This window comes from Sulfitobacter sp. CW3, from assembly GCF_019392245.1.
Taxonomy (GTDB): Bacteria; Pseudomonadota; Alphaproteobacteria; order Rhodobacterales; family Rhodobacteraceae; genus Sulfitobacter.
Genome location: NZ_JAHXRL010000005.1, coordinates 241,018 through 267,315 on the forward strand (window position 1 = coordinate 241,018; position 26,298 = coordinate 267,315).

A 26,298-nucleotide genomic window follows, 5' to 3' on the forward strand; every position below is an offset into this window, starting at 1 on the left:
GATGCGGAATATGATTGCTGTTTTGTCCGGTGCATTGTTTGGCATTGGCCTGTATATCGCGGACATGACCAACACCGTTAAGGTACAGGGATTCCTGGACTTTTTCGGCAGCTGGGATCCGACATTGGCCTTTGTGATGGGCGGTGCGATTATACCAATGGCCGTTGCATGGGCGTTGACGCGCAACCGCAAACCGCTGATTGGCGGCGAATTTCCTGCCCGTCCCGAGGCCAAATTTGACCGCCGGCTGATTGTTGGTGCGATCCTGTTCGGCATGGGCTGGGGTCTGGTTGGGCTTTGCCCGGGTCCGGCACTTGCCTCGCTTAGTTATGGCGGCATTGGCGGGCTGGTTTTCTTGGTGGCGATGCTGTCGGGGATGCTAATCGCCCCCAAAGTTTCGGCACTGCTGGACAGCAAACCCTGAGCTGGTTAAATCACGCTATGGATATGCATCAAATCACCCCCCGCTTCTTTGCTTCGCCTCAGATTGATCCGTCCGATATGGCCGCGATCAGCGAGGCGGGCGTTACCTTGATCCTGTGCAACCGCCCCGATGCGGAGGTGCCACCAAGCCATCAGCACCAGGCGATCAAGGCTGCCGCCGAAGCGGCGGGGATCAAATTTGCATATCAGCCCCTGACCCATCAGACGATGACGCCAGACGTGATCGCCAACAACCGCGCAATCGGTGCGGGCTTGGACGACGAAACCGTTCTGGCCTATTGCGCGTCTGGCACACGGTCGACGGTGGCTTGGGCCCTTGGTAAGGCTGGCGATATCCCGGCGGATGATCTGATCGAGGCGGCTCAGGCGGGCGGCTATGATCTGTCCCACATGCGCGGCATCCTCAGCACCAACTACGCGTAAACGCCCTTATCAGCCGGTCGTGTACTGGCTGATAAGATCTTCGGCGTCGTCCTCGAACCCGGGTAAATCCGACAAGTCGGGCATCGGGGCGCTGGCAAAATCCATGTCCGCGGCGGGCATGGGGGCCGCGTTCATCGCAGGGCCGGGCAATGCAGCCAAATCTTGGACGCTGTAAAAATCGTCGAACTGGGAATCCTGCGCCCCTTCCGCCTTCAATATACCAGCATCTGATGATCGCCGGCTTGGGACATCGCGCTGTTTCGCGCGCGGTTTGACACGCAAGGCGCGCATGCCCTCCCGCTGGCCAAGAACGCCATGCCCCAAAATCCGCCCTTCCAACGTCCTGATCTGCGCGTCCGAGAAACTGACCCGCCCCAGTTCAAGGACCTGCCCCACCTGCAAAGCCCCAGCCGCCCGGATTGGCAGTTGAAGCTGGGTGAGCGACACGATCAGGTTGGCTTTCAGTGATAGCACGTTCTCGCAAAGGGTTTTACTGCCCTCGTCAGCTGCGTCTTCGTCGTCCTCTGAATCAGGGGGGTCGATCTTTGGCGGCGGTTTTGGGACAGGCAGACAGAACAACAGCTCTCCCTGCCGGGTACCTTGGGCCAGATCCAGGGTCAGGCGCAGAATTTGATATTCTTTGTCCTCTAGCGCCAGCATCAACAAACGGATGTCTTGGGCCTTGGCACCGAATTTGAACCCGGTCATCAAACGCCGTTCGTCTTCGGTTTCCGGTAACGGGGCCGCCCGTTCCAGCAAGATATTGATAAAGGGTTCAATCAAGGACGCATCGGTGGTTGTCATGATACGTGCGGGGCCATCGGCCTTGAATGGCTGCACCGAACCCATGGTTTGCTGCTGGATCAGCCCCCCGACAAAAGCAGCGTCAACCATCGCCGCACCGCGCGCGCCGCCGGGCCCGTCAAGCAAGACCATCAAGTGGTCTTCTTTAAAGACGGCGGCGCAGCCTTCATTATCCACGATTTCCTGCGTAGCCCCCAGCACCGCCAGGGGCAATTCGAACAGATCGTTGCCAACCTTTGACATGCTCAGCCGCAGCGCCCTGAGCACAGAAACAGTGCGCGACTGGTGCATAGCCCGTCCCGCCTGCGTCTTACGCCGCATCGCTGATTGTTGCTGCTCCGTCACTGCATACTCCGCCGGACTCTGATCCCCGTTTGGGACAGGTTTATACGGTTAATCGTAAAGATGATCTTTATGCAGACGCGGCAATCTGAATATTGTCGGGGGTGTCGCTGTGCGGCCCAATTGGCAGTGTCACGCGAAAACCGGTACCCGCCACATCAGGCAGATAGACGATATCCCCTTGCAAACGCGTGATAATTTCACGGCATATGGCAAGGCCAAGCCCGGCCCCCTCGCCGCCTTGACCCGGAACACGGCTGAATTTCTCAAAGATCAGCGCCCGCGAGGCAGGATCGATTCCGGCACCGTTATCGATAAAATCAATCGCGACGTGATCGTCATGGCGCACCACGTTGATCCGCAGTTCGGGCACATCCGCGACGCAGTATTTCTGCGCGTTGGTAATCAAGTTGATAAACACCTGCGCCAGCCTGTCAAAATCGGTCTCAAGCATCACATCTTCGCTGTGCAGGTCGCGGATGATCTGGATCGCGCCGGTGTTGGCCGCCTTGCCCGTGGTCACCGCAAGGTCCAGCACATCACGCAACGACCCGTGTTCCCGGTTCAGCGTAACCGCGCCATTTTCCAACACCGAAAGCCCCAACAGATCGTCCAGCAGACGCGTCAGCCTGATGGTTTCCGAATGGATGATCGACGCATAGCGGGTCTTTTCCTCGGGGCTTAATGCCTGCGCATCGCGCAAGATTTCCGAAAACGACCGGATCGATGTCATGGGGGTGCGCAGTTCATGACTGATTTGGCTAAGAAAGCTGTCTTTTTGATGCGAAAGCTGGGTCAGCTTGTCATTGGCACCGCGCAGTTTTTCAGCCGTATCAGACAGCTCGCGCGACTTGATCTCGAGCTGGCTGGAATATTCCAACATTTGCGCAGATTCGTCAGCCACCGCCAGCAGATCGCGCACCGAAACCGACGCGCCCCCCACCAACTGGGCCACCATCGCATGGGCCGTTGCCGCCCCCACAGATGCTGCAAGCTCTCGCTCCAACGCTTGCACAAATCGCGGGGTGGGTTCTGGCAAACCTTCGGCTTTTTCCTGCAATCGCGCCTGCGCACGGAAAAACGCCTGCGCCTCGTTCGGGCCAAGGATGCGTTGCGCCATAATCATCAGGTCTTCGGTGCCTGCCTCAGACGCAGTCCACCCGCGTGCTGGGCTTGAGTGGTCAAAGATGTTGACGAATTGCGCACCCTGCAAACGCTCCATCGGGGTGGGGAAACTGACCAGCGACCCCAAGATAAAGGCGAGCGTGTTTAACGACAGGCTCCAGACCACGGCATGCACGGTGGGGTCCAGCCCGCTAACACCGAACAGGGCCTCTGGTCGGAGCCACGACAACCCGAACAACCCGTGTTCAAATGTCTGCGCAGACAAGGCGGCACCGGGGCCAAAGCTGGGCAACAGCATCGTGAATATCCACAAGGCAAAACCGATGCACAGCCCGAATACCGCCCCTGTGCGCGTCGCACCGCGCCAGAACACACCGCCCAGCAGGACCGGCAGAAACTGCGCGACCCCGCCAAAGGAAATTGTTCCGATAGCAGCCAACGCGCCGCTACCGCCCGAGGCACGGTAATAGGAATACCCAAGCGCAATAATAAACAGGATCGACAACCGCCGCGACAGGATCACCACATGGCGCACATCGCCCGATTGCTGCACAGTCCCCTGCCCGAAGGCCAGCCAGATCGGCATAACGATATGGTTGCTGACCATGGTCGACAATGCCAAGGTCGCCACAATCACCATGGACGTGGCCGATGAAAACCCGCCCAGAAATGCCAGCATCGCCAGATTGTTCTGCCCCTGGCTAAGCGGCAGGCTCAGCACGAAAAGATCGGGGTTTGACCCTTCGGGCAGCAGGTTCAGCCCCACCACCGCGATGGGCACCACAAACAGGCTCATCATCATCAGATATAGCGGAAAGGCCCAACTGGCGATTTGCAGATGGCGTTCATCGTCGTTTTCGACAACCAACACCTGAAACATCCGCGGCAGGCAGATCAAGGCGGCCGCCGCCAGCAAGGTCAGCGCCGCCCAGCGTCCGCCATCCACCTGCCATACGCCAATGTCAGAGCGGTCGATCTGTGCCATCGCCTCGGTCAGGCCACCCGCAAGGCCCCAGACCACAAACACACCAACCGCGATCAGGGCCAGCAGCTTTACAATTGCCTCGACCGCGATGGCGATCACCACGCCGTGGTGGCGTTCGTTGACGTTCAAATTCCGAGTGCCGAACAAGACCGTAAACAGCCCCAGCCCCACGGCCACCCAGAATGCAGCCTGCGCCGTGTTGATCGGATCAGCCGTGCCGCCAGCCAGATTGGGCGGGGCCGCAAAGATCGACAATGATAGGGTAACCGACTGTAATTGAAGAGCAATATATGGCGTCACGCCGATAACAGCCATCACCGTCACCAGAATGGCCAACAGGTTGGATTTACCATAGCGCGAGGAAATCAGATCCGCGACCGAGGTCACACGGTGCGAACGCCCGATGCGCACCAAGCGGCGCAGCAACCACCACCAACCGATCAGAACCAGACTGGGGCCAAGATAGATCGTCACATATTCCAGCCCCGACCGTGCGGCGTATCCAACGGCCCCGTAGAACGTCCAGCCTGTGCAGTAAATCGACAAGGACAGCGTATAAACCAGCGGTGAACGCAGCAGCCAATCGCCGCGCCCTTTGACCGCGGCACGTTCCGCCGCAAAGGCGACCGCAAACAAGCCCACAACATACAAAAGGCACACAGCAATCAGTTGGTTTAGCGACACCATCAGCTTTGGTATTCTTGTGCGATCTTGCGCGCGGTGCGACGCCACAGAAACAGGGCCAACAAGATCATCCCCAACCAGACGCCAAAGACATAGCGCAGCGCATGCGAAGTCATAATCTTGGGGTCTGCGACGGTATCAGGAACCGGCCATAACAGCGGCACCAACCAGAATGCCAAGGCCATGACCGGCAGCAACCGAACCGCGTCCATCAACCGGCGAAACCGATAGCTGCGCCGGGCCAGAAACAGAGGCGATCCGGGCCTGTTGCTCATGGTGCCGTCGGGGTCGTCGCTGTCAAAGAATGAACCGCCTCAAGCATCTCCGCATTTGAAAATGGTTTCGTCATAAAGCGGCTGACACCGGCGTCTTTGGCCATCTCGCGGTCACGGGCCTGCCCGCGTGCGGTCAACATCAGGATTGGCAGGTCGGCAAAGGCGGGATCAGCCCGCAGCTCCTTGAGGATTTCGAAACCGCTTTTGCCCGGCAACATCACATCAAGCATCACCAGATCGGGGCAGACGTTACGGATCACATCGACGGCGGATGATCCATTGGCCAACGTCTCGACGCGCCAGCCTTCACGGCCCAGCAGAAAACGGATTGCCTCTGCAATGTTTGTCTCATCCTCGACGAGCACAACGTGCTTTGTCATCGGTATTTCCTCTCCCGTGGTGGATCACGTCGCCCTTGAAAAGCGATCTTTGCCACCGGATCAGAGGATGCACCTTATTGATGCCACTGTCAAAACCCGTTTGGTGCCAAACTGCCGCACTATACACCATCATTCAGAATTGACGGTTCGCGGCGTGCAGGGCAATTGCTGCGGGGGCAAACCCGGCAGGTTGCCCCAACTTCCAGCCGCGGCCCGGTTGCCAGCCCTTGTGCTGGAAGGATCAACATCACCGATTGCACCAAGGGTTGCGCGTTATAGCTATGAACGGATTGAACTTCGCACGCGGCGATACAGTCGAATTCGGCATTGCCGCGGCCCAACTGTTCCACCCGTTCCTTGACCACCAGACCGGGATTTCCAAGCACCGCAAACAGCGGCCACAAGGGGCACCCCGCGCCAAAACGTGGCACCATGAAACCTTCGACGGATTTGCGGAAAATGACGGTGCCGGACCTGTCACAAACCAATAGACCGGCGGCAAGTTCGGGCATCGCGGCCATCCGCCGTAAGACCCGTCCGACAGGTTGGTGCAGATGCTGCGCCAAGGCCATGGGATCGCGGCCAATGTTTTTCATCACGCCCCGGATCGTCTCGATCGGGAGAGCATCGGCATCAACGGCCACCTGCTGCAACACGGTGCGCGCGATATGGCGCGCAGCAAAGCTTTTCAGCTCGGGGGCGGCATTGGCAAGGTTTTGAATGGCATCTTCGTCCCGACCGGCCTGTTCCAGCACGGTAAACTGAAACCGGTGCGCGGCCAGAAATGCTTCGACCTCTTCTTGGGGCGAACTCGCGACTGGCGTGGTTTCGGGGTCCGCCTCAAGATATCCGACCAAAGACTGCGCGCTGTCGGCCAAGCGCCTGCTGTCTTGATCGATGTTAATGTGGAACCGGTCCCGCCATTCGGGCTCGAGCGTTTTGGTGTCGGCAAGGATCGATGCCGTTGACCGGATCGCTGCCGCCGTGGTCAGCAATTCATGCATGGAGGCCGCCAGATGCGGATCATGGGCCAATCGGTCGGTCAGCGCCTCGATCGTGCGTTCCAGCGTTGCGATGCGACGCTGTGCATTGGCCAAAACATCCGCCCAGCCGGGGAACCGCCCGGCAAATTCATCCGCCCGCCCCACCTCGGGCCCGCTTAGCCCCGTGTCATCAGCAGCCTCGCGCAACGCGGCAATCAATGCGGCTTCGGCCCCTTCGGTCAGGGTCGTGGGTTCGACACCAAGCGCCGAGGATATGTTCAGCAACAATTTACCGCCGATTCTGCGGCGGTTATGTTCGATCAAATTGAGGTAACTCGCCGAGATACCAACAATGGCTGCAAGATCAGCCTGCTTCTGCCCAGCCATGATGCGCCGCTCTCGAATGCGGCTGCCGGTTAACGCTTCACGAGACAAGATTCCGTACTCCCATTTTACTGCGCGATTCCAACGGCTTTCTGCGATGCAACATCATAAACTTTACAAAGCCTATCACAAACTTGCGAATATATTTACAGAATAATTGTTTTTATCAAGGGGCTTATTGATCGGTTTTCAATCTTGCCCTCATATCGTCTTTGCACCTTTGTGCATCGTGTACATGAAAAGATATTCATGACGCGGTTTCAACAATTGGGAGGAAATATATGTCATTTTCTAATTTGACACGTCGTGGTTTGATCAAGACGAGTGCCGCTGCCGGCGCTGGCCTTGCGCTGCCGACGTATCTTAGCGCGGCATCGCATGCCGGATTTACCAACGCCCCGCAAGGCGACACGGTCACGCTGGGCTTTAACGTCCCGCAATCTGGCCCCTACGCGGACGAAGGCGCAGACGAATTGCGCGCATTCGAGCTGGCTGTCGAACACCTGAACGGTGGCGGCGACGGCGGCATGCTGAACACGTTCAGCTCCAAGGCGCTTGAAGGCAACGGTATCTTGGGCAAGAAAGTCCAGTACGTCACGGGCGACACACAGACAAAGTCTGACGCGGCACGTGCTTCGGCGCAGTCGATGATCCAAAAAGACGGCGCAGTCATGATTTCCGGCGGTTCGTCCTCTGGTGTGGCTGTTGCGGTTCAGGGCCTGTGCCAAGAAGCCGGCGTGATCTTCATGGCGGGTCTGACCCACTCGAACGACACAACAGGCAAAGACAAGAAGGCCAACGGTTTCCGTCACTTCTTTAACGCCTACATGTCCGCTGCCGCTTTGGCACCGGTTCTCAAGAACCTCTATGGCGATGACCGCAAGGTATACAGCCTGACAGCCGACTATACATGGGGCTGGACACAGCAGGAATCGATCCAAGCCGCAACCGAGGCAATGGGCTGGGAAACCATCAACGACGTGCGCACACCGCTCGCCGCGACTGACTTCTCCTCCTATATCGCACCTGTTCTGAACTCCGGTGCCGACGTTCTGGTTCTGAACCACTACGGCGGGAACATGGTTAACTCGTTGACCAACGCTGTTCAGTTCGGTCTGCGCGACAAGCAGGTTAACGGCAAGAACTTCGAAATCGTTGTTCCACTCTACTCCGAGCTGATGGCTCGCGGTGCAGGCAAGAACATTGCCGGTATCGTTGGTTCGCAGAACTGGGATTGGAAACTCGAAGACCAACTGGGTTCGCGCTACACAGGCACAAACGCCTTTGTTCAGTCGTTTGGTACCAAGTACGGCTTCCCACCCAGCCAGGCAGCTCAGACCTGCTATGCACAGACGCTTCTGTATGCTGATGCGGTTGCCCGTGCCGGTTCGTTCAACCCATGTGCCGTTGTCGAAGCTCTTGAAGGCTTTGAATTTGACGGTCTGGGCAACGGTCCAACGTTGTACCGTGCTGGCGACCACCAGTGCTTTAAGGACGTTGTCGTTGTGAAGGGTAAAGAGAACCCTGAAAACGAATACGATCTGGTGGAAATCGTCGAAGCCACACCAGCCGAGAAAGTTACCTATGATGTCGATCACCCGATGTTTGCGGGTGGCGAATTGGGTAACTGTAACCCAGGCGCGTAAGCACAAGTCTAAGGCGGAGGGAAACCTCCGCCCTTTCTTGCAGGCGGTTTCATCCGCCTTTCACTTATTAAAAATTCGAGGGCCCCGAGATGGACGCCATTCTTTTGCAACTTCTTAACGGGTTGGACAAAGGCTCAGCTTATGCGCTCATCGCGCTTGGTCTGACCCTGATCTTCGGCACATTGGGCGTGGTTAACTTTGCCCACGGTGCCATCTTCATGATTGGTGCGTTTTGTGCTGTCACCCTTAGCAAAATCTTCAGCCTGAGCCATCTGGCCTCAGAGCCGTCGGGCACCGACTTCTTGGGAAAACCCAAGTACGAAGATATCCTTTACATCAAAGAATGGTTTGGCGAGAGCGCTGGTGCCTGGATGCTGGACTGGTCCGTTCCGCTGTCGATCCTGTTTGCCATCCCCGTCATGATCGCCATCGGATTCATCATGGAGCGGGGCTTGATCAAGCACTTCTACAAGCGCCCCCATGCGGATCAGATCCTTGTGACCTTTGGTCTGGCAATCGTGCTTCAGGAAGTGATCAAGTATTTCTACGGCGCAAATCCGATCCCCACGGCCGCCCCCGAGGCATTCCGCGGGTCGTTTGATTTCGGCGTGCTGTTGGGCTTTGATCCCAACGCGATCATCTACCCCTACTGGCGCCTGATCTATTTCGCCTTCTCGGCCCTGATCATCGGCGGCGTCTTTGCCTTCTTGCAGTTCACCACCTTCGGTATGGTTGTGCGCGCTGGCATGGCAGACCGCGAAACCGTCGGCCTTTTGGGCATCAATATCGACAAGCGCTTTACCATTATGTTTGGCATCGCTGCCGCTGTCGCCGGATTGGCAGGTGTCATGTACGCGCCGATTAACTCGCCCAACTATCATATGGGCATGGATTTTCTGGTTCTCAGCTTTGTTGTGGTTGTTGTTGGCGGCATGGGCTCTTTGCCCGGTGCGGTGCTGGCGGGCTTCCTTCTGGGTATCCTGGAATCCTTTGCCTCGATGAACGAAGTCAAAAATATCCTGCCGGGTATCGACCAGATCATCATTTATGTTGTCGCGATTATCATCTTGCTGACACGCCCCCGTGGCCTGATGGGCCGCAAAGGCGTGATGGAGGAATAAGCCATGCTTGGACTAAACAAAAAAGACCTCGGGGTTTTGTTGCTGGTGGCTCTTCTCGCCTTGGCCGCACCGATCCTGCTCAACCCCTTCCCGGCCGATTCCGGCATGGCGCAATTCAACGCGGGTTATCCCGACCTGATGCAACGCTTTGTAATCTTCGGAATTTTCGCCATCGGATATAACATCCTGTTTGGCCTGACCGGCTACCTCAGCTTCGGACACGCCGCCTTTCTGGGTGTCGGAAGCTACTCCGCGGTCTGGATGATGAAACTGCTGTCGATGAACGTGATCCCTGCTATCGTTCTTTCGGTCATCGTGGCGGGCCTGTTCTCGGTCGTGATCGGCTATGTGTCGCTGCGCCGTTCGGGGATCTACTTCTCGATCCTGACGCTGGCCTTTGCGCAAATGTCGTTCAACCTGGCCTATTCGGTGCTGACACCGATCACGAACGGTGAAACCGGTCTGCAAATCTCGCTTAGTGATCCGCGCGTTCTGGACGGTGCCAATGCACCGAGCTACCCCAACCTCTTTGGGGCGCAAATGAACTCCGCGGCCACCCTTGAACTTGGCAGCTGGTCCTTCACCTTCTCCGTTGGCTATTACTTGTGTGCCTTCCTCATGCTTGTTGCTTTCTATATCTCGATCCGCATCTTCCGCTCGCCTTTCGGGTTGATGCTGCGTGCCGTGAAATCGAACCAGCAGCGCATGAACTACACCGGCCTGAACACCAAGCCTTATACACTGGCGGCCTTTGTAATCTCGGGCATGTATGCGGGTCTTGCTGGCGGTTTGCTGGCCTCGATGGACCCTCTTGCCGGGGCCGAGCGGATGCAGTGGACCGCGTCAGGCGAAGTTGTTCTGATGACCATCCTTGGCGGTGCCGGTACCCTTCTGGGTCCAGTATTGGGCGCGGGCTTTATCAAGTACTTCGAAAACATCTTTTCCAAGATCAACGATAACGTGCTGCATGGCTGGTTCTCCTTCATGCCAGACGGGCTCGAAGACTTTATCGTCACGATCATCCACCCCTTCGTGGGCAAAGGCTGGCACCTGACATTGGGTCTGCTGTTCATGCTGGTCGTGATCTTCTTGCCCGGTGGTCTGGTCGAAGGCGGACAACGCATCGGTCGCATGTTCCGCCGCAAGAAATCTGACCCCAACACGCCTGACGGCGAAACAACCCCTGCAGAATAAGGAGCGGACGAGATGAATATTCTTGAAATCAAAAACGTCAACAAGCGCTTTGGTGGTCTGCAAGCCCTTGGCAATGTGAACCTGAATGTCGCTGAAAACACGGTGCATGCGATCATCGGGCCAAACGGCGCGGGCAAATCCACCCTGCTGAACGTTCTGGTCGGCAAACTGATCCCCGATACCGGGTCGGTCATGTTTGACGGGCAGTCGGTGCTGGGGCGCAAACCCTACGAGATCAACCAGATGGGTATTTCCCGCGTTTTCCAAACGCCCGAAATCTTTGACGATCTTAGCGTGCAGGAAAACATGCTGATCCCCTGTTTTGCAAAACGTGACGGGGCATTCGCGATGAACGGCTATAATTCGGTCGGCAGCCAGCAAGACGTCATGGACAAAGCCGAGGAAATGCTGGTCGAGATGAAGCTGGCGGATAAACGTCACATGCACGCGGCGTCCATGTCGCGTGGTGACAAACGCCGGCTCGAGATCGCGATGTGTCTGGCGCAGGATCCACGGCTTTTGCTGCTGGATGAACCGACAGCGGGGATGGCGCGCGCCGATACCAACAACACCATTGATCTGCTCAAACAGATCAAGGAAGAACGCGACATCACCATCGCCATCATCGAACATGACATGCATGTGGTGTTCTCATTGGCCGAGCGGATCACAGTGCTGGCCCAAGGCACGCCATTGGTCGAAGACACCCCCGATAACATCAAAGGCCACCCCAAGGTCCGCGAAGCATATTTGGGCGAATCCCAAGTCGCCGCATGATGAAGGACGGGGCCTGCCCCGCACCTCTCGTAAGGATAGTATTATGAACACGACCCCCGATTTCTCCAATAACGCCAACCACGCGGCGACCGCCCCCGCCTATCTGTCGGTGTGGGATATCCATGCGTATTATGGCGAAAGCTATATCGTACAAGGCGTCAGCTTTAACGTCCACGAAGGCGAAATTCTGGCCCTTCTGGGCCGCAACGGTGCGGGCAAAACATCGACCCTGCGGACACTTGCACAGATCGGTGACCCGGAACTGCGCAAGGGCGAAGTGTGGCTGGATCACAAACCACTGCACAAGATGGCCAGCCACGAGGCATCTGCCAACGGCATCGCGCTGGTACCCGAAGACCGCCGCATCATCGCGGGCCTGACGGTCGAGGAAAACCTGCAGCTTGCCCAAATCGCCCCGCCCATCGGCTGGTCGTTGGAACGTATCTATGAACTGTTCCCCCGCCTGAAAGAACGCCGCAAGCAAGAAGGCGTGACGCTTTCTGGTGGTGAACAACAGATGCTGGCCATCGCCCGCGCCCTGGCGCGTGACATTAAGGTGCTGTTGCTGGACGAACCCTACGAGGGTCTGGCCCCCGTCATCGTGGACGAGATCGAAAAGACGCTTACGTTGATCAAATCCCAAGGGATCACGACCATTCTGGTGGAACAAAACGCCGTGCGCGCGCTGAAATTGGCGGACCGTGCGGTGATTATGGACACAGGCAGCGTGGTGTTTGACGGCACCGCCGAAGAGGTGTTGAACAACGCCGAACTGCGGGCGGAATACCTCGCCATCTAAAGCCAACAGCAGCGGGGGGAAGCGGAGTTTTTAAAAATTCCGGACCGGAAAATTCGAATTTTCCGCCCCCGTTGCAGCCTTAAGTTTCAAGTAATAACCGCAGTTCCGTCTTGAGGACCTTGCCGTAGTTGTTCTTGGGCAGGCTATCGACCCTCACATAGGTTTTCGGTCTTTTGAACCGCGCGATGCGCCCCAAACACAGCGCGTCCAGCTCGGCGTCTCCTGCGGTTCCCACAATAAACGCCACGACTTCCTCGCCCCAGTCGGGATGCGCGCGCCCCACGACCGATGCTTCGGTCACCCCGTCATGTTCCAACAAGACTTCCTCGACCTCGCGGGGATAGACGTTCGAGCCGCCGGTGATGATCACATCCTTGCTGCGGTCTTGCAGGGTCACGTAGCCGTCGGCATCCATCATCCCCACATCCCCCGTCATCAGCCAACCGTCTTTCAGCGTTGCATCTGTGGCGTCGGGATTGTTCCAATACCCCGGCATCACGGTCTGCCCGCGCACCATAATTTCGCCCGGGGTGCCATCTGCAATGGGCATCCCGTCAGCATCCCCGATCCGTACTTCCACCGCCGATTGCGCGCGTCCGACGGACCCAAGCCTGCCCCGCCAGTTGGGATGCTCGCGGTCGCTGACCGTGGCGCGGGGCAGTGCCGTGATCCCCATCGGGCATTCCCCCTGCCCGTAAATCTGCACGAATACTGGCCCGAAATGATCAACCGCATCAATGATGTCGGCGTTGTACATTGGCCCACCGGCATACACGATCGTGCGCAGCCCCGTACCACTGCGCCCCAATGCCCGCGCACCATCTGTCAGGCGTTTCACCATCGTGGGTGCCGCGAACATGTGAACCCGCCCGAAATGCGCGGCGAGATCCAGAATCTCAGGCACCTCAAAACTGCCCGATGCCGGGCAGACATGGCGTGCGCCCGCCTGCACATGCATCAGATTGTACAGCCCCGCGCCGTGGCTCATCGGGGCCGCATAAAGCGCCGTGTCATCGCCTGTGACCTGATCCACATCCACGCCGTAGCAAAGCGCCATCGACAGGGCCATAGCATGGGTAATGATCACGCCCTTGGGCTTGCCCGTTGTCCCCGAGGTATAAAAGAGCCACGCCAAGTCATCCCCCGCACGGTCCGTCACCCTACCCACAGGTGCAGACGCCAGAATCGCGCTGTAGCGATCCGAGGGTGCAACGATCACGTCGCAACCTTGGCCCGGCCCGTCGGCCAGACCCTCGGCCAAACCGCCACTGGCAAACACAAAACGCGCACCGGAATCGTTCACGATAAAATCGGCCTCGCGGCTGTGCAGCTTGGCGTTGATCGGCACGACAGCAGCCCCGGCGTACCAAATCCCGTAGAACACGATCAGATAGTCCGGTGTGTTCTTCATAAAGATCGCGACGCGGTCGCCGGATTTCACCCCTTGCGCCTGCAACCACGCAGCGACAGCCCGCGCAGCCGCATCAAATTCGGCATAGGTTGCGACCTGCGTTTCCCCCGAAAACAAGGCAGGTCGGTCACCGCCCGCCTGCGCGCTGCGCGCCAGCCAATGCGCTAAATTCATTCCGAATGCCCCTTTGTTTACCGCAGTTTGGCAAGCCGCTGCCCTATAGGCAACTGGTTGCTTTCCATAACCGCGCCCATGTCCTATAAGACAGCAGCTTTGGGGCTGAGGCACTCGCGCCCCGCGTTATATACTGGCTGAGGAACAAAATGACAAAAAACACCCATGACGCAGATGTGGCATTTATCCGTGCGCTTGCCGAATTGTTGAATGAAAACGACCTGACCGAGCTTCAGGTCAAGCGTGATTATGCCGAAGACGACAGCCTGAATGTGCGGGTCAGCCGCAAGCCCCCTCAGCAGATCGTGGCCCCGCAACAGATGCACGCGGCCCCGATGGCGGCTGCAGCACCTGCACCTATGGGTGCCCCTGCAGCGGCTGAAAGCAGCGATCCCGCATCCGATCCCGGCGCAGTAGTGTCGCCCATGGTTGGCACGATCTATATGCAAGCCGAACCCGGTGCCCCTGCCTTTATCAGCGTTGGCACAACCGTTGCCGAGGGTGACACCTTGTTGATCGTGGAAGCCATGAAAACGATGAACCACATCCCCGCCCCGCGTGCAGGCACGATCAAGCGTATCTTGGTCGAAGATGGTGCAGCCGTCGAATTCGGCGCACCTTTGGTGATCCTGGAATAAGGCGTAAACCCATGTTCAAGAAAATCCTTATCGCCAACCGGGGCGAGATCGCGTTACGCGTGATCCGCGCCGCGCGCGAAATGGGCATCGTATCTGTCGCCGTGCATTCCACCGCTGACAGCGATGCAATGCATGTGCGCATGGCGGACGAATCTGTCTGCATCGGCCCGCCTTCGTCCCAGCAATCCTATCTGTCGATCCCGTCGATCATCGCTGCTTGCGAAATCACCGGTGCCGAGGCGATCCACCCCGGCTATGGTTTTCTGTCTGAAAACGCTGGCTTTGTGCAGATCATCGAAGACCACGGCCTGACCTTTATCGGCCCCACAGCTGCGCATATCCGCATCATGGGCGACAAGATCACTGCCAAAGACACCATGAAGGAACTGGGCGTGCCTTGCGTGCCCGGATCTGACGGCGGTGTTCCCACGGTCGAAGACGCCAAGCGTATCGGCGAAGAAATCGGCTATCCTGTCATCATCAAAGCCACGGCTGGTGGTGGTGGCAAAGGTATGAAAGTCGCGCAGACTGCGGCTGACATGGAACGCGCCTTTATGACGGCCCGTGCCGAGGGCAAATCGAACTTTGGCAATGACGAAGTTTACATCGAGAAATACCTGACCACGCCACGTCACATCGAAATTCAGGTGTTTGGCGATGGCAAAGGCCGTGCTGTGCATTTGGGTGAACGCGATTGTTCGCTGCAACGCCGCCACCAAAAGGTATTCGAGGAAGCCCCCGGCCCCTCGATCACGGAATCCGAGCGTGCGCGTATTGGTAAGGTCTGTGCCGATGCGATGGCCAACATTAACTATATCGGTGCCGGCACCATCGAATTCCTGTACGAGAACGGCGAATTCTATTTCATCGAGATGAACACCCGTTTGCAGGTCGAACACCCTGTGACCGAAGGCATCTTTGGCGTTGATCTGGTGCGCGAACAAATTCGCGTGGCGTCTGGCATGGACATGTCCTTCACCCAAGAAAACCTCAAGATCAACGGTCACGCGATCGAAGTCCGGATTAACGCGGAAAAGCTGCCTAACTTCTCGCCCTGCCCCGGTAAAATCACGCAGTACCATGCCCCCGGTGGCCTTGGTGTGCGGATGGACAGTGCGCTTTATGACGGCTATTCGATCCCGCCCTATTACGACAGCTTGATCGGCAAGCTGATCGTGCATGGCCGTGACCGCCCCGAGGCCTTGGCGCGTTTGAAACGTGCCTTGGGAGAGCTGATCGTGGACGGCGTCGATACGACGATCCCGCTGTTTCACGCGCTGTTGGAAGAAAAAGATGTGCTGACAGGGGATTACAACATCCACTGGTTGGAACATTGGCTTGAAACCAACTTGGGCGATGCCTGACCTAACGCCTGACCTTTTACTACAAGGGTATTCCATGGGGATTTTCCCCATGGCCGAACACCGCGACGACCCAGATATTTTCTGGGTCGATCCGCGTTTGCGGGGTGTCTTTCCCATCGACGGGTTTCACATCTCGCGCAGTCTGGCCCGTGCCATGCGCCGCACCACCTTTACCGTGTCGATCAACACCGCCTTTGCCGACGTTGTGACAGGCTGCGCCGACCGCAAAGATACCTGGATCAACGCCGAAATCTTTGCCCTGTACCGCGCGCTTTATGACCGCGGCACCGCCCATTCGCTTGAGGTTTGGGAGGGCGATGATCTGGTTGGGGGCGTGTACGGCGTCACGTTGGGGGCAGCGTTTTTCGGCGAAAGCATGTTTTCACGCCGCGACAACGCGTCGAAAATCGCATTGGCCTGCCTGATTGACCGGCTGAAACGGGGTGGGTTCACGCTGTTCGACACGCAATTTCTAACACCGCATCTTGCGTCACTGGGGGCGATCGAAATTACCCGGGACGCCTATCACACGCGCCTAGAGGCAGCACTGGAACTGACAGCTGATTTCGAGGGCCCCGCCCCTGCCACGCCTCAGGACGTGATACAGCGGATGACCCAGATATCGTAACGCGGATGTTCAAGCGCTGACAATGCCGGCGACGAGGCGATCATCCAGCCGGAAAACAGCCGGTTCTCACTCCCGAACTCGGCAATCTCTAGCTCGGCGAATGCGTCACCGGCTGGGTTGCCTGCAGGGAAACGGCAATCGGTCATCTGAACCGCCAAATTTCCGACACGCACGATCTCACCACGCCTGATCTCGAAATCTTTGGCTTCCCCAGATATCTTATCCAAGGCACGCAGCACCGCGCCATCCGTGCTGGTCACCTGCTGCGCGTGCACGGGTGCCGCCAGCAATGCCAACATGATCAGTATCTTACGCATCAGTTACTTCCTTGGCCCGAAACGAATTTCATCAAAAGCGAGATCAGGCTGATTGCGCCTTGCGTGTCGCTGATGACATCCCCATCCGAGAAATAAAACGGTGATCCGCCGGGCACGATTTCCATATAATTGCCGCCCAGCAACCCTTCTGACGACACCACAAGCGCGCTGTCGTCCGGGATTTCGATGCCACGGGCGACCGATACAACCGTGTCAGCGCGGTAGGTTTCTGCGTTCAACGTTAGATCAGTCACCTTGCCGATATTGACCCCGGCCAGCCGCAAATCCGTACCGACGTCAATGCCTTCCATGCTGCGAAAGCTGGCCTTTAGGGCATAGCTGTTTGATGATTTCCCAATACCAGCCGCCTGCCCCGCATAGACCATAAAGCCCAAAGCAGCGGCCAAAACGGCACCGCCTACCATGATTTCTGGCAGGTCATCACGCATGGGTTATTCCGGGCTCCACGCCTCGTAATCGCCGCGGTCTGCCGGGTGTTCGCGCCGGATTGACCCCGCAGGCGCATAGGCCAATGCCGTGCCTGTCTGGTTCTCTTGATGCGGCTTTTCCCAGTGTTTGTGCGCCAAAGGGCGATCCTGGGGCGTTTCATCCCACGTGTGATGCAGCCAGCCGTGCCAATCGGGGTTCACCCGCGAGGCCTCGATCTCTCCGTTAAAAATCACCCAGCGTTTGCTGTCATCGGCGTTGCGGTAGTATATGTTGCCTTCGGCATCTTCGCCCACCTTGGTGCCCTTGCGCCAAGTAAACAGCTGCGTGTTCAGGGTCTGACCGTTCCACCATGTGACGGCCCGCAAGAAAGAAGATAGAATGCCCATTGAGGTCTCCTGAAGCTTTGTTTCGTCTATGCCCGATTGGCAGGGCAACGTCTAGTAGTCGCTGGTCAAGGTCCCCGCGAATTTGTTGGGCTAACCCCGCTTTGGGCCTGTTTTTGCTGCGAAAAACCGCCCATTTCGCAGATGTTTCAATTTTTTGCAGTTTTGAACCCTTTACCCGATCTTAAGACCCATCGACCTAAATGGATCTGTATCCGCCGGGGAAACCGGTTTGGGGTGCTTTTGACTGATCTGAAAAGCGCATACCGATTGCGAGGCAAAGCATTGATTTTCCCCGTGATGGCGTGGGCAACGGACAAGGGTAAGTAACTTGAAAAGATGATTGCGCGCACTTTCCTCTTTCTACTTGGCGCAGCGTTCGCCTGTACCCTTTGCATATTCCTGTTGCTGCTGATGCCCTTGGCGTCGGCCAGCCTAGCCAGCCTCAATGCGTTATTTCAAAACGAACCTAATCCGCTTCTCAGCGCGACAGGGGCGATTATTGCCGCGATCCTGATCTTTCGGTACAGCGCCCGCGCCGCAAACCTTGTGCAGCGCAGGCGAAACACGACGACTGTCTTGATGGAAATGCAGCAGAGTCCGGAGTTTCTGGAGATTGTCGAAAAACGACGGGCCCATTTCCCTGAATCTGGTGACGTGTCATTTGACGATTGGAACCGCGCCCGCAAAGCCATTCCGCCCCCCGGCGCGTCGTCGGCCATCATCAAGGAACATAAGGTCAAACGGGACAGCGCTGTCGCCCTGAGGACGCTATTAAATCACTACGAATCCCTTGCGGCCGGCATCACCGAGGGCAATCTGGACGAACGCATTCTAAAAAAGGCGCTCAGATCGGTCATGTGCAATCTGGCGGATGATTCCAGACATATGATCGCCGGGATGCAAAGGATGAACCCCAATAGCTACGAGCATCTGACCGCGCTTTATGGTCAATGGCGCAAGCATAATGCCTGCGACATTAATGGCAATCCGAACGAGCGGCCGATCCCGCGCCAGTCTTAGGCGGTTGGGACCAGTGCGGTGACCTCGATCTCGATCCGGTATTTGGGGTCGATCAATCCGCATTCGATCATCGTGGCCGCGGGCGGGTTTTTGCCAAAGATTTCTGACAATACCGGCCAGCAGGGTTCAAACTCGGCGCGATCCGGCAGGTAATAGTTCACGCGCACCACGTCGGCCATGGAACACCCCGCCTCTTTCAACGCGTTTTCGATCGTGGTTAACGCGGCACGGCATTGATCGGTGACCGTGTCACCCTGCCCGACGGTACCCGCAACATGGGCGAAACCGCCCGCAACGACGGCGCGGCAATAGCCGATCTTGGCTTCAAATTCACCGCCCGAAAATATGCGCTGTATCATGGTTTGTCCTTTGTGAAACATCTGCGCCCCAGTCAGATCGAATAGCCGGTCAGCCGTCAAGACACCATAACATCATAGCCACCCAAAGCCCTGCTATTAAACGAAAAAAGCGCACCCGTTAGGGCGCGCTTTGATCAATCAATATGCGCTAGACTTAGCCTGCTGTTGCGGGCTCTTTCTCGGCTTCGGCGTGGATCATCAGCGGTGCTGCGTCAGACATCACTGCCTCTTCGTTCACCACAACCTCGGTCACGGTGTCCATGCCGGGTAGTTCGAACATGGTATCCAGCAGGATGTCTTCCAGAATGGACCGCAAACCACGGGCACCGGTTTTACGCTCGATCGCGCGTTTGGCAATCGCCGCCAGCGCATCATCGGTAAAGGTCAGCTGCGTGTCTTCAATCTCGAACAGGCGTTGGTATTGCTTGACCAGCGCGTTCTTGGGCTGGGTCAGAATGGTCACAAGCGCGTCTTCATCCAGGTCTTCGAGCGTTGCCAAAACAGGCAGACGGCCGACGAATTCAGGGATCAAACCGAACTTCAACAGGTCTTCTGGTTCCAGATCGGTAAAGATCTCGCCGATGCCGCGTGCGTCTTTGTCGCGTACATCCGCACCAAAGCCCATGGCCGACCCTTTGCCGCGTGCGGCGATGATCCGGTCAAGACCCGCAAAGGCCCCGCCACAGATGAACAGGATGTTGGTCGTATCCACCTGTAGGAATTCCTGCTGCGGGTGCTTGCGGCCGCCTTGTGGCGGAACCGATGCAACGGTGCCTTCCATCAGCTTCAGCAACGCTTGTTGAACACCCTCGCCGGACACGTCGCGTGTGATCGACGGGTTTTCAGATTTGCGCGTAATTTTATCAACTTCGTCGATGTAAACGATGCCGCGCTGCGCACGTTCAACGTTATATTCAGACGATTGCAGCAGCTTTAGGATAATGTTTTCAACGTCTTCACCCACATAGCCAGCTTCGGTCAATGTGGTGGCGTCGGCCATGGTAAACGGCACATCCAGAATACGCGCCAGCGTTTGTGCCAGCAGCGTTTTACCGCAACCGGTCGGGCCGATCAGCAGAATGTTGGATTTCGCCAGCTCGATATCGCCACCCTTTTGGGCGTGGTTCAAGCGTTTATAGTGGTTGTGCACGGCAACGGACAAAACACGTTTGGCCATCGCCTGACCGATCACATAATCGTCCAGCACGTCACAAATATCTTTTGGAGTGGGCACGCCATCTGTGGCTTTCAGGCCGGATGCCTTGGTCTCTTCGCGGATGATATCCATGCACAGTTCGACACATTCATCACAGATGAACACAGTCGGCCCCGCAATCAGCTTGCGCACCTCATGCTGGCTTTTACCACAAAAGCTGCAGTACAGAGTGTTTTTGCTATCGCCGCTGGTCGTATTCGCCATTTCAACCCTTTCAGGTCTGTCTTGTGATCTTGCCCACCTTGCGGCAGTGCAGTTTTGTTTTTTGCTCCGGAACAGCTTAGGCTAGCGGTGCGCGGTCCACAATCGCAAAATCATGAACCGCGCATGCCTTATTTACTTGCCTTTTTTATCGGCGTCCGGGTCGTCCATTTTACCGCGGTTTTCGACGATCTCGTCGATCAGACCCCAGTCTTTTGCTTCTTCGGGTGACATAAAGTTGTCGCGCTCAAGGGCCGCTTCGACTTTCTCGAGCGACTGACCTGTGTGTTTTACATAGATCTCGTTCAGGCGCGTTTTCAACTTTTGCGTTTCCTGTGCGTGGATCATGATATCGGTCGCCTGACCCTGATAGCCACCAGAGGGCTGGTGCACCATCACACGGCTGTTGGGCAGTGAGAACCGCATGCCGGGTTCACCCGCTTGCAGCAGCAGCGACCCCATTGATGCGGCCTGACCGATGACCAGCGTCGACACCTTGGGTTTGATGTATTGCATGGTGTCGTAAATCGACAAACCGGATGTCACAACGCCACCGGGGCTATTGATATACATCGAAATTTCTTTTGACGGATTTTCCGCCTCAAGGTGCAGCAACTGCGCAACGATCAACGACGACATGCCATCATGGACAGGGCCGGACAGGAAAATAATCCGCTCTTTCAGCAGACGCGAGAAGATGTCGTATGCGCGTTCGCCCCGGCTGGTTTGTTCAACCACCATTGGGACAAGCGTGTTCATATAGGTATCGTGTGGATCGTTCATAAGCCTGCCTGATTGTGATGTCCGCGGGACCATACCCGCGAAACCGTTACCTACAGATTAGTCGCGCCATACTTGGGGTTCAAGGGGTGGTGTCCCATCCAGTGGGGGCAAGGGGCAATTGGGGGCGGTTTTCATTCTGCCGCCGTGCCCGCTGTGCGCTGGTTTAGCGTGGCCCCACCCCCGAAAGACGCCAAGCTGGCGTGCATAAAAATAGCGAAAAATTTATCAATGCCATCGCCCCTGCCCCACGTGTCACAAAACCTTCATGCCATCTGCACGGCTTTGTGACATATCAATATGATGTTTCGCGACATCAAAGCAAACATGCAGGAGCTGCCATGACCCGCCATGATATCCTTAATGATCCGTCTATCGGCAACAAAGCCGAAGCCTACGAGGCTTTTGACGACATCCCGACGAACCCGAACCTTGAACGCACGATTGGCGATGTCATCAATGCGCGCTATGGCCGCCGCGAGATCTTGCGCGGGATGTTGGGCGTCACAGCGACAACCACCCTGTTCGGCACCTCAGCCATGGTAGCCCCGCATCAGGCAAGCGCCGCCGGTCACGGCAGCCGCTATGCGTTTGATGAATTGACATGGGGCAACGACGAAAACCACCACGTCGCAGATGGCTATGACGCGCAGGTTTTGCTGCGTTGGGGCGATCCGATTACCGCTGATGCGCCTGAATTTGACGTGATGAACCAGACCGCCGCCGCGCAGCTCAAACAGTTCGGCTATAACAATGACTATGTTGGTTTTGTGCCCCTGAATCAAGATGGCACACGCGGCCTGCTGTGTGTGAACCACGAATACACCAACGAAGAGGTGATGTTCCCCGGTCTTGGTCGTCAGGACAACGTGGGCTTTTCCGGCATGACCCCGGAACTGATCGACATTGAAATGGCCGCCCACGGTGGATCTGTTGTCGAGATCGCGAAGGACGCGAACGGCGCGTGGCAGGTTGTGCGCGATGGCAAAATGAACCGCCGCATCAGCCCGTTGGACACCGCAATGACCATCGACGGCCCTGCCGCAGGTCACGCGCGTCTGCAAACCAACGACGACCCCACCGGCACCAAGGTGATCGGCACGCTGAACAACTGCGCCGGTGGTCTGACCCCGTGGGGCACTTGGTTGATGGCCGAGGAAAACTTTCACGGGTATTTCTGGTCCGACAATCTGGATGCCGACGGCAAGCCCGTTATTGCGGACGACGCCCCAGAAGCCGCATCCTATAAGCGCTATGGCGTTCCGGGCATGTGGTACAACTGGGGTGCCGCCCACGACCGGTTCAACGTCGACAAAGAACCTCACGCCCCCAACAAATTCGGCTGGGTCGTCGAAGTTGACCCGATGGACCCGACATCGACCCCGATCAAGCACACCGCTTTGGGCCGCTTCCGCCACGAAGGCTCCGAAACAACCGTATCCAGCGATGGCCGTCTGGTGATCTACATGGGCGACGACAACCGCTTTGATTATCAGTATAAATACGTCTCTGGCGGAAAAGTGACCGACGACCGCGCAGCCAATTCCAAACTGCTCAGCGATGGCACGCTTTATGTCGCGCGCTTTGACGAGGACGGCACTGTGGCGTGGCTGCCCCTGACCCACGGCACCGGACCGCTCACTGCCGAAAACGGTTTCAACGACCAAGGCGACGTGATGATCGACACGCGCATCGCCGCCGATCTGCTGGGCGCGACCCCCATGGACCGCCCCGAAGACGCGCAGCCGCGTGGCGATGGCACAGCCTATATCATGCTGACCAACAACACCAAGCGCGGCGCAGATGACGTGAACGCCGCAAACCCCCGCCCCGAAAGCAGCTTTGGTCACATCATCGAGATCAAAGAACATGGCGGCAACCACGCTGCAACCACTGGAACATGGTCGATCCTGGTAAAATGTGGCGATCCATCGCTGGCCGAAGTTGGCGCACAATGGAACCCGGACACGTCGGAAAACGGTTGGTTCGGCAGCCCCGACAACTGCGCCATCGACGCCGACGGCCGTTTGTGGGTCAGCACCGATCAGGGCAGCGGTTGGGCCAAGACGGGCAAATCAGACGGGCTTTATGCTGTCGAGACCGAAGGCGACGCGCGCGGTACGTCCAAGCTGTTCTTCCGCTGCCCCGTCGGCGGAGAGATGTGCGGCCCCTACTTTACCGATGACGGCGAGACCCTGTTTGTCGCGGTTCAGCATCCGGGCACGGACGGGACAAAAAACCTGGCCGGTTTCGAACGCAACAGCACTTTTGAGGACCCGGCCACCCGTTGGCCTGACTTTGATCCAGCCATGCCACCGCGCCCGGCGGTGGTGGTCATCACCAAACAAGGCGGCGGTAAAATCGCCGTATGACGAACCCTGAGCCATAGAACGGTCCCCATTTTTTAGCAGGTGTTACGCCCGGAGTTCCCGCTCCGGGCGTATTTTTATCTAGGGGTCTTTTCGAGATGCGTATCGAATCATCTTTACAAAACTAGTTTTATAGTTTTAATTGATCCCATGACAGATCACATCAAAACCGCCCGCTCCCTTGCTGCCCTTGGTCACGACACGCGTCTGGCCGTCTTTCGCCTACTTGTTCGCGCCGGCCATGACGGTCTGAACGTGGGCGAGATTGGCCAACACCTAGGGGCAGCCCCCTCAACCCTTGCGCATCACCTTAGCGCTTTGGTCGATGCGGGGCTGGTCATTCAGACCCGTCAGGGGCGGCAAATCGTTAACCGCGTCGATTTCGGCGCAATGCAAGAAACAGTGGCCTTTTTGACGTCAGAATGCTGCGTCGGGGTCACATTAAACAAGGAAGACGCCGCATGAGCGATATCACCCTCCCCCCGCGTAACCGTGGCGTCGATCTACTGCGCCACATCTGGACGAATGAACGTGTTTGGCTGTTTTGCGCGGGCCTGCTGGCTGTGCTTTTCATCTTTAACCCACCCCAAGCCATCACCAGCGCGCAGTTCGCCGCTACCAACCTTTTGAATGTCGCGCCGTTTTTGATCCTGTCGATCGGGATCGCCGCCTATGCGGGGGCGACCGGCGCGGACGGGTTGATCGCGCGTGCCTTTACCGGATCGCCTGCCATCATGATCATGATCGCGGCGCTTGCGGGCGGGCTGTCGCCGTTTTGTTCCTGCGGGGTCATCCCGCTGATTGCCGCCTTGCTTGCCATGGGCGTGCCCCTGTCGGCTGTCATGGCTTTTTGGTTGGCATCGCCCGTCATGGACCCGTCGATGTTCTTTCTAACCACCGGCGTCTTGGGTTTTGAATTTGCTATAGCCAAAACGCTGGCCGCCGTGGGCCTTGGGGTCTTTGGCGGGGTCGTGGTGCATTTCATGTCCAAGGCTGGCGGTTTGACCGATCCCCTGCGCGAAGGCGTGGGCAACGGCGGCTGTGGGGCCTCAAAGGTGCGCAGCGTGCAGACCGTCGTATGGAAATTCTGGCAAGACGACGCCCGCGTGACCAAATTCTGGCGCGAGGCCGTGAAGACCACCTTTTTCCTCGCCAAATGGCTGACGCTCGCCTTTTTGCTGGAAAGCCTGATGCTGGCATGGATCCCTGCCGAACTGATCACAAGCGTCTTGGGTGGCACAGGATTTGCCCCCATCGGCATGGCAACATTGGTCGGCGTGCCAGCTTATCTGAACGGTTACGCGGCGCTGCCATTGGTCGGCGGATTGATGGGCCAAGGCATGGCACCGGGCGCGGGTCTTGCGTTCTTGGTGGCGGGCGGCGTCACATCTCTGCCCGCCGCCATCGCCGTCTGGGCCTTGGTCAAAAAGCCGGTGTTCTTCCTATATGTCTCCCTCGCGCTTGTCGGATCACTGACCAGCGGGATTTTGTTCCAGCTGTGGATGACCCTCTGAACGCGTTACTTTGACAGACATTCGGTAAACGACGTTGCAAGCCCCTGGATCACCTCGCCATACAGCGCAGGCCCGGGGGTAAGCGCTGCGCCCAAGGGATCAAGCGGCGCTGATTTCATGTCGCCCCCCTCGGCCAAGGCGGCAACAAGACCCGGGTTGAATTGCGGTTCGGTAAAGACACAGACGGCATTGACAGATTGCACCACCTCGCGCACCTCGGCCAGCCGCGCTGCACTGGGGGCACTGCCATCACTAAGGGAAAGCGCCGCACTGGCCTCAACCCCGAAACGCGCCTCGAAATAGTGGTAGGCATCGTGGAAAACCGCAAAAGGTCGGCCCTGTAGGGGTGTCAGCTGCGCTTGGATGCTGGTTTGCAAATCGGTTAGCTCCGCCTGCCCCTTGGCCGCATTGGCCGCATAAATGGCAGCGTTTTCGGGATCAAGTTGGCCAAGCACATCCGAGATCGCCCCAAGCCACAAGGACGCATTGACCGGATCAAGCCAGAGATGCGGATCAACGGCACCCGCCGCGTGATTATGCCCATCTTGGTCATCGTGGTCGTCATGCTCGTCATGGCCACCGTCGTCGGCATGGTCATCATGATCGTCGTGATCTGCATGGTCGTCATCATCATCATCATGTTCCTCATGCGCATCATGACCTTCTTCGCCCGCATGATCATCATGATCCTCATGATCCTCATGATCCTCATCGTGATCATGGGCTTCGAACGCCACACCTGCGCGGTTCGTCAACACGAGGGTGCCTGCGACGTCCTCAAGCTCAAGATGCAGCGCATCGCCTGCCAGCGCTTCGATCGGTTCGCCCATCCAAGGGGTCAACGCATGGCCAACCCACACCACCAAATCAGCCCCGGCCAGCGCGCGCGCCTCGGACGGGCGCATGGCATAGCTGTGCGGCGACGCGCCCGGCGGGATCGTCAGATCAGGCGTACCCACCCCGGCCATCACCTGAGACACAAGCGAATGAACCGGCGCAATATCCGTCGCCACGCGGGGAACGTCGGCCCATGCAGCAGTGGATAAAAGCACGAAAGAGGCAGGCAGTAGATAGCGCATGGTGATGCTCCGTTTTGTTATAATAT

Annotated in this window: 27 protein-coding genes; 14 read left to right on the forward strand and 13 right to left on the reverse strand. The window is 57.6% G+C overall.

The annotated features are described in order from the left end of the window. Nucleotide 1: 1 nt before the first annotated feature. Nucleotides 2–424, forward strand: coding sequence for a DUF6691 family protein (locus tag KZZ06_RS13715; protein ID WP_219580681.1), 423 nt, complete (start codon nucleotides 2–4; stop codon nucleotides 422–424). 17 nt (nucleotides 425–441) lie between these two features. Next, complete coding sequence (locus tag KZZ06_RS13720; RefSeq protein ID WP_219580682.1) at nucleotides 442–867, forward strand: TIGR01244 family sulfur transferase; 426 nt, start codon at nucleotides 442–444, stop codon at nucleotides 865–867. A gap of 9 nt (nucleotides 868–876) precedes the next feature. Here KZZ06_RS13720 and KZZ06_RS13725 read toward each other — a convergent pair whose 3' ends face one another. The 5 genes from KZZ06_RS13725 to KZZ06_RS13745 form a co-directional block, all read right to left on the reverse strand. Beyond that, a complete protein-coding gene (locus tag KZZ06_RS13725; protein WP_219580683.1) occupies nucleotides 877–1,962 on the reverse strand; it encodes a FliM/FliN family flagellar motor C-terminal domain-containing protein in 1,086 nt (361 codons plus the stop codon). Nucleotides 1,963–2,083: 121 nt separating this feature from the next. Beyond that, nucleotides 2,084–4,810, reverse strand: a complete 2,727-nt coding sequence (locus tag KZZ06_RS13730) for a sensor histidine kinase (protein WP_219580684.1) — start codon at nucleotides 4,808–4,810, stop codon at nucleotides 2,084–2,086. Continuing rightward, the gene (locus KZZ06_RS13735) at nucleotides 4,810–5,082 is read right to left on the reverse strand and encodes a hypothetical protein (protein ID WP_219580685.1); all 273 of its coding nucleotides are present in this window, start codon (nucleotides 5,080–5,082) and stop codon (nucleotides 4,810–4,812) included. The genes KZZ06_RS13730 and KZZ06_RS13735 overlap by 1 nt, the downstream gene beginning before the upstream one ends. After that, entirely contained in the window at nucleotides 5,079–5,462 is a 384-nt protein-coding gene (locus KZZ06_RS13740; RefSeq protein ID WP_219580686.1) for a response regulator transcription factor, read from the reverse strand. Before KZZ06_RS13740 ends, KZZ06_RS13735 begins: the two co-directional genes overlap by 4 nt. Before the next feature lie 119 nt (nucleotides 5,463–5,581). Continuing rightward, nucleotides 5,582–6,880, reverse strand: coding sequence for a helix-turn-helix transcriptional regulator (locus KZZ06_RS13745; protein ID WP_219580687.1), 1,299 nt, complete (start codon nucleotides 6,878–6,880; stop codon nucleotides 5,582–5,584). Nucleotides 6,881–7,110: 230 nt separating this feature from the next. Between KZZ06_RS13745 and KZZ06_RS13750 the strand changes: the two genes are divergently transcribed. The 5 genes from KZZ06_RS13750 (at nucleotide 7,111) to KZZ06_RS13770 (ending at nucleotide 12,366) form a co-directional block, all read left to right on the forward strand. Beyond that, the gene (locus KZZ06_RS13750) at nucleotides 7,111–8,475 is read left to right on the forward strand and encodes a substrate-binding protein (protein ID WP_219580688.1); all 1,365 of its coding nucleotides are present in this window, start codon (nucleotides 7,111–7,113) and stop codon (nucleotides 8,473–8,475) included. An 89-nt stretch (nucleotides 8,476–8,564) separates the two neighbouring features. Then, complete coding sequence (locus KZZ06_RS13755; protein ID WP_219580689.1) at nucleotides 8,565–9,596, forward strand: branched-chain amino acid ABC transporter permease; 1,032 nt, start codon at nucleotides 8,565–8,567, stop codon at nucleotides 9,594–9,596. A gap of 3 nt (nucleotides 9,597–9,599) precedes the next feature. Further along, nucleotides 9,600–10,790, forward strand: a complete 1,191-nt coding sequence (locus tag KZZ06_RS13760) for a branched-chain amino acid ABC transporter permease (RefSeq protein ID WP_219580690.1) — start codon at nucleotides 9,600–9,602, stop codon at nucleotides 10,788–10,790. Between the two features lie 12 nt (nucleotides 10,791–10,802). Beyond that, nucleotides 10,803–11,567 carry an ABC transporter ATP-binding protein gene (locus KZZ06_RS13765; RefSeq protein WP_219580691.1) on the forward strand — a complete coding sequence of 255 codons (765 nt, stop codon included), beginning with the start codon at nucleotides 10,803–10,805 and terminating at the stop codon, nucleotides 11,565–11,567. Between the two features lie 43 nt (nucleotides 11,568–11,610). Beyond that, on the forward strand, nucleotides 11,611–12,366 hold the full coding sequence (locus KZZ06_RS13770) for an ABC transporter ATP-binding protein (RefSeq protein ID WP_219580692.1): 756 nt from the start codon (nucleotides 11,611–11,613) through the stop codon (nucleotides 12,364–12,366). A 79-nt stretch (nucleotides 12,367–12,445) separates the two neighbouring features. On the opposite strand, the gene KZZ06_RS13775 is transcribed toward KZZ06_RS13770, so the two are convergent. Beyond that, nucleotides 12,446–13,951, reverse strand: a complete 1,506-nt coding sequence (locus KZZ06_RS13775) for a class I adenylate-forming enzyme family protein (protein WP_219580693.1) — start codon at nucleotides 13,949–13,951, stop codon at nucleotides 12,446–12,448. Nucleotides 13,952–14,100: 149 nt separating this feature from the next. On the opposite strand from KZZ06_RS13775, the gene accB reads away from it, so the two are divergent. The 3 genes from accB to aat are packed head-to-tail and all read left to right on the forward strand — an operon-like array spanning nucleotide 14,101 to nucleotide 16,581. Beyond that, entirely contained in the window at nucleotides 14,101–14,589 is a 489-nt protein-coding gene (gene accB, locus KZZ06_RS13780; RefSeq protein ID WP_219580694.1) for an acetyl-CoA carboxylase biotin carboxyl carrier protein, read from the forward strand. An 11-nt stretch (nucleotides 14,590–14,600) separates the two neighbouring features. Beyond that, complete coding sequence (gene accC / locus KZZ06_RS13785; RefSeq protein ID WP_219580695.1) at nucleotides 14,601–15,953, forward strand: acetyl-CoA carboxylase biotin carboxylase subunit; 1,353 nt, start codon at nucleotides 14,601–14,603, stop codon at nucleotides 15,951–15,953. Continuing rightward, nucleotides 15,946–16,581 (forward strand): leucyl/phenylalanyl-tRNA--protein transferase, encoded by a 636-nt coding sequence (gene aat / locus KZZ06_RS13790; RefSeq protein WP_219580746.1) that lies wholly within the window; start codon nucleotides 15,946–15,948, stop codon nucleotides 16,579–16,581. Before accC ends, aat begins: the two co-directional genes overlap by 8 nt. Here aat and KZZ06_RS13795 read toward each other — a convergent pair. Genes KZZ06_RS13795 through KZZ06_RS13805 form a run of 3 tightly spaced genes read right to left on the reverse strand, consistent with a single transcriptional unit; the run spans nucleotide 16,545 to nucleotide 17,734 of the window. Further along, nucleotides 16,545–16,898 carry a DUF2155 domain-containing protein gene (locus tag KZZ06_RS13795; protein ID WP_219580696.1) on the reverse strand — a complete coding sequence of 118 codons (354 nt, stop codon included), beginning with the start codon at nucleotides 16,896–16,898 and terminating at the stop codon, nucleotides 16,545–16,547. The two genes, aat and KZZ06_RS13795, sit on opposite strands and share 37 nt — an antisense overlap. Then, on the reverse strand, nucleotides 16,898–17,347 hold the full coding sequence (gene mlaD, locus KZZ06_RS13800; RefSeq protein WP_219580697.1) for an outer membrane lipid asymmetry maintenance protein MlaD: 450 nt from the start codon (nucleotides 17,345–17,347) through the stop codon (nucleotides 16,898–16,900). Before mlaD ends, KZZ06_RS13795 begins: the two co-directional genes overlap by 1 nt. A 3-nt stretch (nucleotides 17,348–17,350) precedes the next feature. Next, nucleotides 17,351–17,734, reverse strand: coding sequence for an NADH:ubiquinone oxidoreductase subunit NDUFA12 (locus KZZ06_RS13805; protein ID WP_219580698.1), 384 nt, complete (start codon nucleotides 17,732–17,734; stop codon nucleotides 17,351–17,353). 336 nt (nucleotides 17,735–18,070) lie between these two features. On the opposite strand from KZZ06_RS13805, the gene KZZ06_RS13810 reads away from it, so the two are divergent. After that, a complete protein-coding gene (locus tag KZZ06_RS13810) occupies nucleotides 18,071–18,754 on the forward strand; it encodes a DUF4760 domain-containing protein (RefSeq protein ID WP_219580699.1) in 684 nt (227 codons plus the stop codon). On the opposite strand, the gene KZZ06_RS13815 is transcribed toward KZZ06_RS13810, so the two are convergent. The 3 genes from KZZ06_RS13815 to KZZ06_RS13825 all read right to left on the reverse strand — a co-directional run bounded on the left by KZZ06_RS13815 (nucleotide 18,751) and on the right by KZZ06_RS13825 (nucleotide 21,313). After that, on the reverse strand, nucleotides 18,751–19,113 hold the full coding sequence (locus tag KZZ06_RS13815; protein WP_219580700.1) for a RidA family protein: 363 nt from the start codon (nucleotides 19,111–19,113) through the stop codon (nucleotides 18,751–18,753). The two genes, KZZ06_RS13810 and KZZ06_RS13815, sit on opposite strands and share 4 nt — an antisense overlap. Nucleotides 19,114–19,267: 154 nt before the next feature. Continuing rightward, nucleotides 19,268–20,533 carry an ATP-dependent Clp protease ATP-binding subunit ClpX gene (gene clpX, locus KZZ06_RS13820; protein WP_219580701.1) on the reverse strand — a complete coding sequence of 422 codons (1,266 nt, stop codon included), beginning with the start codon at nucleotides 20,531–20,533 and terminating at the stop codon, nucleotides 19,268–19,270. 132 nt (nucleotides 20,534–20,665) lie between these two features. Then, complete coding sequence (locus tag KZZ06_RS13825) at nucleotides 20,666–21,313, reverse strand: ATP-dependent Clp protease proteolytic subunit (RefSeq protein ID WP_219580702.1); 648 nt, start codon at nucleotides 21,311–21,313, stop codon at nucleotides 20,666–20,668. Nucleotides 21,314–21,651: 338 nt separating this feature from the next. Between KZZ06_RS13825 and KZZ06_RS13830 the strand changes: the two genes are divergently transcribed. The 3 genes from KZZ06_RS13830 (at nucleotide 21,652) to KZZ06_RS13840 (ending at nucleotide 25,193) form a co-directional block, all read left to right on the forward strand. Continuing rightward, nucleotides 21,652–23,682 carry a PhoX family phosphatase gene (locus KZZ06_RS13830; protein WP_219580703.1) on the forward strand — a complete coding sequence of 677 codons (2,031 nt, stop codon included), beginning with the start codon at nucleotides 21,652–21,654 and terminating at the stop codon, nucleotides 23,680–23,682. Nucleotides 23,683–23,829: 147 nt separating this feature from the next. Further along, entirely contained in the window at nucleotides 23,830–24,144 is a 315-nt protein-coding gene (locus KZZ06_RS13835; RefSeq protein WP_219580704.1) for a helix-turn-helix transcriptional regulator, read from the forward strand. Beyond that, entirely contained in the window at nucleotides 24,141–25,193 is a 1,053-nt protein-coding gene (locus KZZ06_RS13840) for a permease (protein ID WP_219580705.1), read from the forward strand. Before KZZ06_RS13835 ends, KZZ06_RS13840 begins: the two co-directional genes overlap by 4 nt. A gap of 5 nt (nucleotides 25,194–25,198) precedes the next feature. Here the strand turns inward: KZZ06_RS13840 and KZZ06_RS13845 are convergent, their stop codons facing one another. Continuing rightward, nucleotides 25,199–26,272: a zinc ABC transporter substrate-binding protein gene (locus KZZ06_RS13845; RefSeq protein ID WP_219580706.1), complete on the reverse strand. Its 1,074-nt coding sequence runs from the start codon at nucleotides 26,270–26,272 to the stop codon at nucleotides 25,199–25,201. Nucleotides 26,273–26,298 lie beyond the last annotated feature (26 nt).